This window comes from Streptococcus sp. E24BD, assembly GCF_041807825.1.
Taxonomy (GTDB): domain Bacteria; phylum Bacillota; class Bacilli; order Lactobacillales; family Streptococcaceae; genus Streptococcus; species Streptococcus entericus.
Map to the genome: position 1 here is coordinate 49,089 of NZ_JBGTZB010000009.1, position 10,485 is coordinate 59,573.

At 42.3% G+C, this 10,485-nt stretch carries 18 protein-coding genes; all 18 read left to right on the plus strand.

The window, feature by feature from the left end; genetic code table 11:
* Nucleotides 1–8 precede the first annotated feature (8 nt).
* The gene (gene rplE / locus ACERC5_RS03480; protein WP_018368204.1) at nucleotides 9–551 is read left to right on the plus strand and encodes a 50S ribosomal protein L5; all 543 of its coding nucleotides are present in this window, start codon (nucleotides 9–11) and stop codon (nucleotides 549–551) included.
* 17 nt (nucleotides 552–568) lie between these two features.
* Nucleotides 569–838, plus strand: coding sequence for a 30S ribosomal protein S14 (gene rpsN, locus ACERC5_RS03485; RefSeq protein WP_018368205.1), 270 nt, complete (start codon nucleotides 569–571; stop codon nucleotides 836–838).
* 151 nt (nucleotides 839–989) lie between these two features.
* Nucleotides 990–1,388 carry a 30S ribosomal protein S8 gene (rpsH, locus tag ACERC5_RS03490; RefSeq protein ID WP_373658527.1) on the plus strand — a complete coding sequence of 133 codons (399 nt, stop codon included), beginning with the start codon at nucleotides 990–992 and terminating at the stop codon, nucleotides 1,386–1,388.
* A gap of 156 nt (nucleotides 1,389–1,544) precedes the next feature.
* On the plus strand, nucleotides 1,545–1,736 hold the full coding sequence (locus ACERC5_RS03495; protein ID WP_373658529.1) for a hypothetical protein: 192 nt from the start codon (nucleotides 1,545–1,547) through the stop codon (nucleotides 1,734–1,736).
* 63 nt (nucleotides 1,737–1,799) lie between these two features.
* Complete coding sequence (gene rplF, locus ACERC5_RS03500) at nucleotides 1,800–2,336, plus strand: 50S ribosomal protein L6 (RefSeq protein WP_373660162.1); 537 nt, start codon at nucleotides 1,800–1,802, stop codon at nucleotides 2,334–2,336.
* A 94-nt stretch (nucleotides 2,337–2,430) separates the two neighbouring features.
* Complete coding sequence (gene rplR, locus ACERC5_RS03505; protein ID WP_026216602.1) at nucleotides 2,431–2,787, plus strand: 50S ribosomal protein L18; 357 nt, start codon at nucleotides 2,431–2,433, stop codon at nucleotides 2,785–2,787.
* An 18-nt stretch (nucleotides 2,788–2,805) separates the two neighbouring features.
* A complete protein-coding gene (rpsE, locus tag ACERC5_RS03510) occupies nucleotides 2,806–3,300 on the plus strand; it encodes a 30S ribosomal protein S5 (protein WP_018368210.1) in 495 nt (164 codons plus the stop codon).
* Nucleotides 3,301–3,314: 14 nt separating this feature from the next.
* The gene (rpmD, locus tag ACERC5_RS03515) at nucleotides 3,315–3,494 is read left to right on the plus strand and encodes a 50S ribosomal protein L30 (RefSeq protein ID WP_373660163.1); all 180 of its coding nucleotides are present in this window, start codon (nucleotides 3,315–3,317) and stop codon (nucleotides 3,492–3,494) included.
* Nucleotides 3,495–3,684: 190 nt separating this feature from the next.
* Nucleotides 3,685–4,125 (plus strand): 50S ribosomal protein L15, encoded by a 441-nt coding sequence (rplO, locus tag ACERC5_RS03520; protein WP_373660164.1) that lies wholly within the window; start codon nucleotides 3,685–3,687, stop codon nucleotides 4,123–4,125.
* A gap of 14 nt (nucleotides 4,126–4,139) precedes the next feature.
* Entirely contained in the window at nucleotides 4,140–5,447 is a 1,308-nt protein-coding gene (gene secY / locus ACERC5_RS03525) for a preprotein translocase subunit SecY (RefSeq protein WP_018368213.1), read from the plus strand.
* 207 nt (nucleotides 5,448–5,654) lie between these two features.
* Nucleotides 5,655–6,290: an adenylate kinase gene (locus ACERC5_RS03530; protein WP_373658534.1), complete on the plus strand. Its 636-nt coding sequence runs from the start codon at nucleotides 5,655–5,657 to the stop codon at nucleotides 6,288–6,290.
* Between the two features lie 123 nt (nucleotides 6,291–6,413).
* Complete coding sequence (gene infA, locus ACERC5_RS03535) at nucleotides 6,414–6,632, plus strand: translation initiation factor IF-1 (protein WP_018368215.1); 219 nt, start codon at nucleotides 6,414–6,416, stop codon at nucleotides 6,630–6,632.
* 25 nt (nucleotides 6,633–6,657) lie between these two features.
* Entirely contained in the window at nucleotides 6,658–6,774 is a 117-nt protein-coding gene (gene rpmJ, locus ACERC5_RS03540; RefSeq protein WP_000868345.1) for a 50S ribosomal protein L36, read from the plus strand.
* Between the two features lie 23 nt (nucleotides 6,775–6,797).
* Nucleotides 6,798–7,163, plus strand: coding sequence for a 30S ribosomal protein S13 (gene rpsM, locus ACERC5_RS03545; protein WP_018368216.1), 366 nt, complete (start codon nucleotides 6,798–6,800; stop codon nucleotides 7,161–7,163).
* Between the two features lie 17 nt (nucleotides 7,164–7,180).
* The gene (gene rpsK / locus ACERC5_RS03550) at nucleotides 7,181–7,564 is read left to right on the plus strand and encodes a 30S ribosomal protein S11 (RefSeq protein WP_018368217.1); all 384 of its coding nucleotides are present in this window, start codon (nucleotides 7,181–7,183) and stop codon (nucleotides 7,562–7,564) included.
* 46 nt (nucleotides 7,565–7,610) lie between these two features.
* Nucleotides 7,611–8,549 (plus strand): DNA-directed RNA polymerase subunit alpha, encoded by a 939-nt coding sequence (locus ACERC5_RS03555; protein ID WP_373658539.1) that lies wholly within the window; start codon nucleotides 7,611–7,613, stop codon nucleotides 8,547–8,549.
* A 15-nt stretch (nucleotides 8,550–8,564) separates the two neighbouring features.
* Nucleotides 8,565–8,951 carry a 50S ribosomal protein L17 gene (gene rplQ, locus ACERC5_RS03560; RefSeq protein ID WP_373658540.1) on the plus strand — a complete coding sequence of 129 codons (387 nt, stop codon included), beginning with the start codon at nucleotides 8,565–8,567 and terminating at the stop codon, nucleotides 8,949–8,951.
* Between the two features lie 278 nt (nucleotides 8,952–9,229).
* Nucleotides 9,230–10,485 (plus strand): gamma-glutamylcysteine synthetase (locus tag ACERC5_RS03565; protein WP_373660165.1); only part of this gene is annotated, 1,256 nt, incomplete at its 3' end.

Consider the following 10,485-nt stretch of genomic DNA (forward strand, 5'->3'; position numbering starts at 1 on the left):
GAAGTAACATGGCAAATCGTTTAAAAGAAAAATACCTTAAAGAAGTTGTTCCTGCTTTGACAGAACAATTTAGCTACCCATCTATCATGGCAGTGCCAAAGATCGAGAAAATCGTTCTTAACATGGGTGTGGGTGATGCGACTTCTAACGCTAAAAACCTTGAGAAAGCTGCTGCTGAGTTGGCACTTATTTCAGGTCAGAAGCCACTGATCACCAAAGCTAAAAAATCAATCGCCGGCTTCCGTCTTCGTGAGGGCGTAGCCATCGGTGCAAAAGTTACCCTTCGTGGTGAACGCATGTACGAATTTTTGGACAAGTTGGTAACTGTTTCGCTTCCGCGTGTTCGTGACTTCCACGGTGTTCCAACCAAATCATTTGACGGACGTGGTAACTACACACTTGGTGTCAAAGAGCAGTTAATCTTCCCAGAAATTAGCTTTGACGATGTTGATAAAGTTCGTGGTATGGACATCGTTATCGTTACAACAGCAAACACTGACGAAGAAGGACGTGCATTGCTAAAAGGCCTTGGTATGCCTTTCGCTAAATAATATAGGAGGTAAAAATAATGGCAAAGAAATCTATGGTTGCTCGTGAAGCAAAACGTCAAAAGATTGTTGATCGCTATGCTGAAAAACGTGCTGCGTTGAAAGCTGCTGGTGATTATGAAGGTTTAGCTAAATTACCTCGTAATGCATCTCCAACTCGTCTTCACAATCGTTGCCGTGAGACAGGTCGTCCGCATGCTTATATGGGCAAATTTGGCTTGAGCCGTATCGCATTCCGTGAATTGGCACATAAAGGTCAGATTCCAGGTGTCACTAAAGCGTCTTGGTAATCACATGATGTGAGAGCGTTAAACAACCACAAAAAAATCGGTTGTTGCTTGAGTTAAATACAGCACTAGCTGCATTTAACCCCCTGCCCAATCGGGCATCATTAACTAGCAAGTGCGTCTTGCAAACTACTAGTAAGAGGAGAAAAATAAAATGGTTATGACTGACCCTATTGCAGACTTTTTAACTCGCATTCGTAATGCCAACATGGCTAAGCACGATGTGCTTGAAGTGCCTGCATCAAACATCAAAAAGGGGATTGCTGAAATCCTGAAACGCGAAGGTTTTGTGAAAAACATCGAAATCATCGAAGACGATAAGCAAGGCATCATCCGTGTCTTCTTGAAGTACGGTGCTAACGGTGAGCGCGTTATCACAAACTTGAAACGTATCTCAAAACCAGGTCTGCGCGTTTACTCAAAACGTGACGACATTCCACGTGTCCTTAATGGACTCGGTATCGTTATCATCTCTACCTCAGAAGGTCTCTTGACAGATAAAGAAGCTCGTCAAAAGAACGTTGGTGGAGAAGTGATTGCCTACGTTTGGTAAAATCAAGATACAAAGAGCATAAAGCTACCAAAGCAAAAATAGGAAACTTGACGCAGAAACCTTGGTTTCTAGGAGAGTTTATCACTTTTGCACAGGTAGTGGCTTGTGTTCAGTTTAGCTGATTAACAGGTCAGCTAAATAGAGAGGAAATTGGTTTTGAAGAAAAGTATGACAGCGACTGAATTGAATGAAAAATTGGTTGTTGCAGAAGACGCCTTGGCTGAATTATCAAAAGATGATCTCGTGTCTCTTTTAGGTGAAATTGGCTATAGTCCTGCTGCTATTGATGTATTGACAGAATATCAGGAGTTTGTCAAAGCTTTTAGAGAGAAGCTAGGTTTACTCTAATCCACCCCCGTGAAAACTAGTCGCGTTGAGCGGCTTGATAATCTAACAGGAGAATAAAAGAATATGTCACGTATTGGTAAAAAAATCATTACTTTGCCTGCTGGTGTAGAAATCTCACAAAATGCTGGCTTAGTAACTGTTAAAGGACCTAAAGGTGAATTGACTCGTGAGTTCAACACAAATATCGAGATTCGTGTTGAAGGTAACGAAGTGAGCCTGCACCGTCCAAATGATTCAAAAGAAATGAAAACTATCCACGGTACTAGCCGTGCCAACCTTAACAACATGGTTGTTGGTGTATCTGAAGGTTTCAAAAAAGATCTTGAACTCAAAGGGGTTGGTTACCGTGCACAACTGCAAGGAACTAAATTGGTTCTTTCACTTGGTAAATCTCACCAAGACGAAGTTGAAGCACCAGCTGGTATTACTTTCACTGTTGCGAACCCTACCTCAATCTCTGTTGAAGGGATTAACAAAGAAGTTGTTGGTCAAACAGCAGCTTATGTGCGTAGCTTGCGTGCGCCAGAACCTTACAAAGGTAAAGGTATCCGCTACGTTGGTGAATACGTTCGTCTTAAAGAAGGTAAAACTGGTAAATAATAGCCTAATCGAGTGGTCAGTCTTCTTGACTAAATCGCTCGGCTATGTCTATTAAACATGCCCTAGGGCACAAAAAATGTAAGAGGTGAAAATTGTGATTTCTAAACCAGATAAAAATAAAATCCGCCAAAAACGCCACCGTCGCGTTCGCGGAAAACTCTCTGGAACTGCAGAACGCCCACGTTTGAACGTTTTCCGTTCTAATACAGGCATCTACGCTCAAGTAATTGATGACGTAGCGGGTGTAACGCTCGCAAGTGCATCAACTCTTGACAAAGCTGTTTCTAAGGGAACAAAAACAGAACAAGCCATTGTTGTTGGTAAACTCGTTGCTGAACGTGCAGCTGCTAAAGGTATTTCTGAAGTGGTCTTCGACCGCGGTGGATACCTTTACCACGGACGTGTGAAAGCTTTGGCTGATTCAGCCCGTGAAAACGGATTGAAATTCTAAATAGGAGGATACTTAATAATGGCATTTGAAAAAAACGTAGCCGAACTTGAAGAGCGTTTGGTTGCTGTCAACCGTGTCTCTAAAACTGTAAAAGGTGGACGTCGTCTTCGCTTTGCAGCTCTCGTGGTTGTCGGTGATCGTAACGGCCGTGTTGGTTTTGGTACTGGTAAAGCTCAAGAAGTTCCAGAAGCAATTCGTAAGGCTGTTGAAGACGCTAAGAAAAACCTTATTGATGTGCCAATGGTTGGAACAACAATTCCTCACGAAGTTTACTCTGATTTTGGAGGCGCTCGTGTCTTGTTGAAACCAGCTGCTGAAGGTTCTGGAGTTGCTGCAGGTGGAGCTGTACGTGCCGTTGTCGAATTGGCAGGTATTGCGGACATCACGTCTAAATCACTTGGTTCAAACACTCCAATCAACATCGTTCGTGCGACTGTTGAAGGTTTGAAACAATTGAAGCGTGCTGAAGAAGTAGCTGCTCTTCGTGGCATCTCAGTGTCTGACTTAGCATAAGAAAGGAGATTATCATGGCTCAACTTAAAATTACCTTGACCAAGTCTCCAATCGGACGCAAGCCTGAGCAACGTAAAACAGCTGTTGCTCTTGGACTTGGCAAATTACATAGCACTGTTGTCAAAGAAGATAACCCTGCTATCCGTGGCATGATTACTGCAATTTCTCACTTGTTGACAGTAGAAGAAATCTAATCAGTAAAAAGCCTGAGGGCGATGCCCTTTGCGAGGCGACCAATTTTTGATAAAAATAGTCGTCTCGATGTATATAGGACTCAGTCGCTAGGATTTCTGGCGACTTCAAGTCCGTTTTATCGGCGAGTTTCTGGTCTGCGTATCCTTCACAGATGAGAAGCGCTAGCATTTAAAAAAAGGAGAAAAATAAATGAAACTTCATGAATTGAAACCTGCAGAAGGTTCTCGTAAAATTCGCAACCGCGTTGGTCGTGGTACTTCATCAGGTAGCGGTAAAACTTCTGGCCGTGGTCAAAAAGGTCAAAAAGCTCGTAGCGGTGGTGGCGTTCGCCCAGGCTTCGAGGGTGGTCAGACTCCATTGTTCCGCCGTTTGCCAAAACGTGGTTTCACCAACATCAATGCAAAAGAGTATGCCTTGGTGAACCTTGATGTACTTAACGTTTTTGAAGATGGCACAGAAGTAACCCCAGTTGTCTTGATTGATCGTGGCATCGTTAAGGCTGAGAAATCAGGTATTAAGATTCTCGGCAATGGCGAGTTGACCAAAAAACTCACTGTGAAAGCAGCGAAATTCTCAAAATCTGCTGAAGCAGCAATCATTGCTAAAGGTGGTTCAGTAGAAGTTATCTAAGCGAGGTACTTCTTATGTTTTTCAAATTACTCTTTGAAGCCCTGAAGCTAAAGAATGTTCGCAAGAAAATTGCCTTCACACTCTTTATCATCTTTGTATTTCGTGTAGGAACTCACATCACCGTGCCAGGTGTCAATGTCAAGAGCTTGGAGCAATTAGCAGATCTCCCCTTCCTGAACATGTTGAACTTGGTGTCTGGTAATGCCTTGACGAATTTCTCTATCTTTTCGATGGGGGTCAGTCCATACATTACGGCTTCCATTGTTGTCCAGCTTTTACAGATGGACATCGTTCCCAAGTTTGTAGAATGGGGTAAACAGGGTGAAGTAGGGCGTCGTAAGCTGAATCAAGCAACTCGCTACATTTCGCTCTTTGTGGCCTTTGCTCAATCGATTGGTATTACTGCTGGTTTTAATGCTCTTTCAAGTGTAGCCTTGATTGACAAGCCCGTCTGGCAAACCTATGTGATGATTGGTAGCTTGTTAACAGCGGGTAGTGTTGTCGTCACTTGGTTGGGGGAGCAAATCACAGATAAAGGTTTTGGTAATGGGGTGTCCATGATTATCTTTTCAGGGATTATCTCATCTATTCCTAACACCTTTAGGACGATCCATGAGGATTATTTTGTCAACGTTAAATCAGATGAGCTTCAAACCTCACTCATTTATGTTAGTGCCTTTGCATTAGCGACTTTGTTGATTGTTTTCTTTACAACTTTCGTGCAACAGGCCGAGTACAAGATTCCTATCCAGCACACCAAGTTAACAAAAGGGGCATCAAGTAGCTCTTATTTGCCGCTTAAGGTAAACCCTGCTGGTGTCATCCCGGTTATCTTTGCTAGTTCAATTACGACCCTACCAACAACTATCCTGCCTTTCTTTCAAAGAGGGAACCAGATTGTGCCTTGGATGGACAAGCTACGTGAAGCCTTGTCTTATCAGTCGCCAACTGGTATGGCACTCTACGCTGTCTTGATTGTCGTCTTTTCATTCTTCTACACCTTTGTGCAGGTGAACCCTGAAAAGACGGCTGAAAATCTGCAAAAGAGTGCATCTTATATCATTGGCGTACGTCCAGGTCGTGAGACAGAACAGTACATGTCTAGTTTGTTGAAAAAACTAGCAACTATTGGTGCGATTTTCCTTGCTTTTGTAGCACTCAGTCCAATTTTGGCACAACAGATTTTCGGTCTGTCATCCAATATTGCCTTAGGGGGAACGAGTTTGCTGATCTTGATTTCAACAGGAATTGAAGGGATGAAGCAGTTGGAAGGCTATCTCCTCAAACGGCGCTACGTTGGTTTTATGAACGCAGCTGAATAAGAGGTATTTCAAAATAGAATATCGTGCAAGAAATGAAAGATTGTTTAGGGTTAGACTGGACAGTCACAATGTGAAACTTGCATAGAAGCGGGACGACAATAGCGCTGCTAGAAGCAGTTGCTTCTTGTCCCGCTCTCTATTTTGTTTTCAGATGAGTTTGTCAATAAAGGCAGATTCATCTGAAAACAAAATAATAAAGGAGACAAGATGAACCTTTTAATCATGGGTCTGCCTGGTGCAGGAAAAGGCACTCAAGCAGCTAAAATTGTTGACACGTTTGGTCTTAAGCATGTGTCTACAGGAGATATGTTCCGTGCGGCTATGGCAAACAAAACGGAACTGGGTCTGTTAGCTAAAAGCTACATTGACAAAGGCGACCTCGTTCCAGACGAAGTAACTAACGGTATTGTCAAAGAGCGTTTGGCAGAAGGGGACATCAAGGAACATGGCGTTCTCTTGGACGGCTACCCTCGGACACTTGATCAGGCAAAAGCGCTTGATCAAGCCATGGCAGAGCTTGGTTTAAGCTTGGATGGGGTCGTTAACATTGATGTTGCCCCAGAGAGCTTAGTTGAGAGACTCAGCGGGCGCATTATCCATAAAGAAACGGGCGCCACATTCCACAAACTATTCAACCCACCAGCTGGGGACTACAACGAGGACGATTACTACCAGCGCGAAGATGACAAGCCAGAAACGGTCAAACGTCGCTTAGATGTTAATATCGCTCAAGGAGAGCCGATTTTAGCACATTATCGTGCAAAAAATCTTGTTCATGATATTGATGGCAATCAAGACATCGATGATGTGTTTGCGTCGATCGTAAAAGTCCTAGAAACTTAAAATAAGCAGAAGATATGGCTTGCAAATCGCTATAAACAGTGATATAATTGATAAGTCTGACTTATATTATTTACCCTTTTGAGAAAAGGGACATCAAATCGACATTTAAGGAGGTACTTTTGCGTGGCAAAAGAAGATGTGATTGAAATCGAAGGTAAGGTTGTTGAAACCATGCCTAATGCGATGTTTACTGTTGAATTAGAGAATGGGCATAAAATTCTGGCGACAGTATCAGGAAAAATCCGCAAGAACTACATTCGTATTCTTGTCGGTGACCGTGTGACTGTGGAACTTAGCCCCTACGATTTAACACGTGGACGGATCACATACCGCTTTAAATAATCGAAATAATTGGAGGGATTAAAACATGAAGGTAAGACCATCGGTTAAACCAATTTGCGAATACTGTAAAGTTATTCGTCGTAATGGTCGTGTTATGGTGATTTGTCCAACAAACCCTAAACACAAACAACGTCAAGGCTAAAATAGTTATAGAAAGGAGAAAACATGGCTCGTATTGCTGGAGTTGATATTCCAAATGACAAACGCGTAGTGATTTCATTGACTTATGTCTACGGTATCGGTGTGCCAACGGCTAAGAAAATCTTAGCTGCTGCAGGTATCTCTGAAGACATCCGAGTGAAAGATTTGACCCCTGATCAAGAAGACGCTATCCGTCGTGAAGTAGACGCAATCAAAGTAGAGGGTGACCTCCGTCGTGAAGTTAACCTCAACATCAAACGCTTGATGGAAATCGGTTCATACCGTGGTATCCGTCACCGCCGTGGACTTCCAGTCCGTGGTCAAAATACCAAGAACAATGCGCGTACTCGTAAGGGTAAAGCAGTTGCTATTCCTGGTAAGAAAAAATAAAATAGGAGGTAAATAAATTGGCTAAACCAACACGTAAACGCCGTGTGAAAAAGAATATCGAATCAGGTATTGCTCACATTCACGCGACATTTAACAACACTATTGTTATGATTACTGATGTACACGGCAACGCTATCGCTTGGTCCTCAGCTGGTGCCCTTGGTTTCAAAGGTTCTCGTAAGTCAACACCGTTCGCGGCTCAAATGGCTTCTGAAGCTGCTGCAAAAGCTGCACAAGAACATGGACTTCGCACGGTTGAAGTAACAGTAAAAGGTCCTGGTTCAGGTCGTGAATCTGCTATTCGTGCTCTTGCTGCTGCTGGCTTAGAAGTAACAGCAATCCGCGATGTGACTCCTGTACCGCATAACGGTGCTCGTCCTCCGAAACGTCGTCGTGTGTAAGTCATAATCGCTTTTTATACACAATTCGTTTCGAGGGAGTAACTAAATGATTGAGTTTGCAAAACCAATAATAACAAAAATTGATGAAAACCAAAATTCCGGTAAATTTGTGATTGAACCACTTGAACGTGGCTACGGCACAACTCTCGGAAACTCTCTTCGTCGTGTACTTTTGTCCTCCCTTCCAGGTGCGGCAGTGACATCAATTAAGATTGATGGAGTACTCCACGAATTTGATACTGTTCCAGGTGTTCGTGAAGATGTGATGCAGATCATCCTCAACTTGAAAGGTCTTGCCATTAAATCTCATGTTGATGAGGAAAAAACGATGGAACTCGATATTGTTGGTCCCGCTGAAGTTACAGCAGGAGATATCTTGACAGATAGCGATATCGAAATCATTAACACCACTCATTACCTCTTTACTATTGCAGAGGGTGCTAGCTTTAAAGCGGTTCTTAAAGTTAATACTAATCGTGGCTATGTACCAGCTGAGAATAATAAAAAAGGTGACGCACCAGTTGGAACCTTGGCTATTGATGCCATTTATACACCCGTTAAGAAAGTCAATTACCAAGTTGAGCCTGCCCGTGTTGGTAGCAACGATGGATTTGATAAGTTAACGATTGATATTGAAACGAATGGAACGATTATTCCAGAAGATGCTTTAGGTCTATCTGCAAATGTTTTGATTAACCACCTCAACCTCTTTACTGACTTGACGGACATTGCTAACAACATGGATGTTCTCAAAGAAACAGAGGTGGTGTCAGACGAAAAAGTACTTGACCGAACCATCGAAGAATTAGACTTGTCTGTTCGTTCATATAACTGCCTCAAGCGCGCGGGAATTAACACCGTCTATGACTTGACAGAAAAATCAGAGACTGAAATGATGAAAGTACGTAACTTGGGACGTAAGAGCCTTGAAGAAGTTAAAGTAAAATTGCATGATTTAGGTCTGGGATTAAAAAACGATAAATAATTTAAGGAGGAAAACATGGCTTACCGTAAATTAGGACGCACTAGCTCACAACGTAAGGCAATGCTTCGCGACTTGACAACTGATCTTTTGATCAATGAATCAATCGTGACAACTGAAGCTCGTGCTAAAGAAATCCGTAAAACCGTTGAAAAAATGATTACCCTTGGTAAACGTGGTGACTTGCATGCTCGTCGTCAAGCAGCAGCTTTTGTTCGCAACGAAATCGCATCTGAAAACTACGATGAAGCAACTGACAAATACGTTGCAACAACTGCTTTGCAGAAATTGTTCTCAGAAATTGCACCACGCTATGCTGAGCGCAACGGTGGTTACACTCGTATCTTGAAAACTGAGCCACGTCGTGGTGACGCAGCTCCGATGGCAATCGTCGAATTAGTTTAATTCATCAATTTTGTTGAGTGTTATGATGATGGAAAGCTTGCTTTCTTAGTCTAGCTCTGGTCTGCCGCTGGGTCTGTCCCAGCGGTAACACTCATCATCATTGATTAGTTACGCTTGTTTACGAGAGACTTCTAATTAATTTAGAAATCTCTCGTAAGCAGGCGTTTTTGTATTGTATGTTATAATGGTATTAAGGGTTGTAGTCAGGATAGTTTATCAATAACATCTAAGTTTACCCTGCTGTATTTCGTAAGTTGAACAATGGATGAGGTAAGTGAATGGACAAGTTAAAAAAGGCATTGAGAGATATTTATTTATCGCCTCTAAAGGAGACAAGAGACCTGTATATCGGTGTTGAACTGGAGTTTCCCATTGTCCATCGATTATCTCAGAAAACTGACATAGAGGTCAGTAAAGCCCTCATGATTTTCTTGGCGGAGCACTTTCATCTGGTGATTGAACAACATGATGCAGACGGTGCTCCTGTACAATTATATCACCCAGGCACAAAAGACCGAATCCTTTTTGAAGTCTCTTACAACATCCTCGAATTTGCCTTCGGGAAATCTAAAACAATCCAAGAAATAGATGACCGTTTTCAACATTATCTGAAAGCCGTCCAGTTGTTTTTAGGACAACATGACCATGAACTCCAAGGTGTCGGGATTCATCCAGCCTGGGATAAAAATGACAATTCTGCAGTGAAGTTACCTCGCTACCAGATGTTGATGGCTTATTTAGCCTTAGCTAACGAAGACGCGACTGATTGGTACCACCCTTTTACTGATTACGGAGCCTTTATTTGTAGTAACCAAGTCCAACTAGATGTGACTTCAAGCAATTACCTGCGTGTTCTCAATGCTTTCAATAAAATAGAGGCTGCTAAAGCCTATCTCTTTTCTAATTCTGTTTTTAATGGTGCTGACTGGGATACGACGATTGCTCGTGATATTTTTTGGGAACACTCGTTCCACGGTTGTATTGCTGAAAATGTTGGCCTTTTCCCGCATGATTTTCATAGTGATGATGAATTATTGGATTATCTGACAAAAACATCTTTATTCACTGTTAATAGGGATGGAAAAGTTTATTATTTCCCACCAATATCGTTAGAAAACTACATTGATTCAAAGGAAATAAAGGCTTATTCTGTCGGTCACACGAGCTCAAAAAGTTATTTACAGCCGTGTCTATCTAACCTTGAAACTCACCGTGCTTACCATTACAACACTTTAACGAGGCGTGCGACGATTGAGAGCCGTAGCGTTTGTACACAGCCACTAGATAGTACCTTTGCGCCCATAGCTTTTCAGCTTGGTCTATTGGTAGCAATAGCAGAGCTTGAAGATTATTTAGAACAAGCGGACTTCTTTCAGCATTATGGTAAAGACTACCCAGCCCTCCGTCGCCAATTTTCCCAAAAAACATTATCAGCTGAAGAAAAAAATAAAATTCGCAAATTCAGTCTTGATTTACTCAATATCGCCAGGAATGGGCTATTGAAAAGAGGATTTAAGGAAGAAAACTACTTAAC

Coding starts and splice junctions, on each gene's coding strand:
- rplE (WP_018368204.1), top strand. CDS start 9: ATGGCAAATCGTTTAAAAGAAAAATACCTTAAAGAAGTTGTTCCTGCT.
- rpsN (WP_018368205.1), top strand. CDS start 569: ATGGCAAAGAAATCTATGGTTGCTCGTGAAGCAAAACGTCAAAAGATT.
- rpsH (WP_373658527.1), top strand. CDS start 990: ATGGTTATGACTGACCCTATTGCAGACTTTTTAACTCGCATTCGTAAT.
- rplF (WP_373660162.1), top strand. CDS start 1,800: ATGTCACGTATTGGTAAAAAAATCATTACTTTGCCTGCTGGTGTAGAA.
- rpsE (WP_018368210.1), top strand. CDS start 2,806: ATGGCATTTGAAAAAAACGTAGCCGAACTTGAAGAGCGTTTGGTTGCT.
- rpmD (WP_373660163.1), top strand. CDS start 3,315: ATGGCTCAACTTAAAATTACCTTGACCAAGTCTCCAATCGGACGCAAG.
- rplO (WP_373660164.1), top strand. CDS start 3,685: ATGAAACTTCATGAATTGAAACCTGCAGAAGGTTCTCGTAAAATTCGC.
- secY (WP_018368213.1), top strand. CDS start 4,140: ATGTTTTTCAAATTACTCTTTGAAGCCCTGAAGCTAAAGAATGTTCGC.
- ACERC5_RS03530 (WP_373658534.1), top strand. CDS start 5,655: ATGAACCTTTTAATCATGGGTCTGCCTGGTGCAGGAAAAGGCACTCAA.
- rpmJ (WP_000868345.1), top strand. CDS start 6,658: ATGAAGGTAAGACCATCGGTTAAACCAATTTGCGAATACTGTAAAGTT.
- rpsM (WP_018368216.1), top strand. CDS start 6,798: ATGGCTCGTATTGCTGGAGTTGATATTCCAAATGACAAACGCGTAGTG.
- ACERC5_RS03555 (WP_373658539.1), top strand. CDS start 7,611: ATGATTGAGTTTGCAAAACCAATAATAACAAAAATTGATGAAAACCAA.
- rplQ (WP_373658540.1), top strand. CDS start 8,565: ATGGCTTACCGTAAATTAGGACGCACTAGCTCACAACGTAAGGCAATG.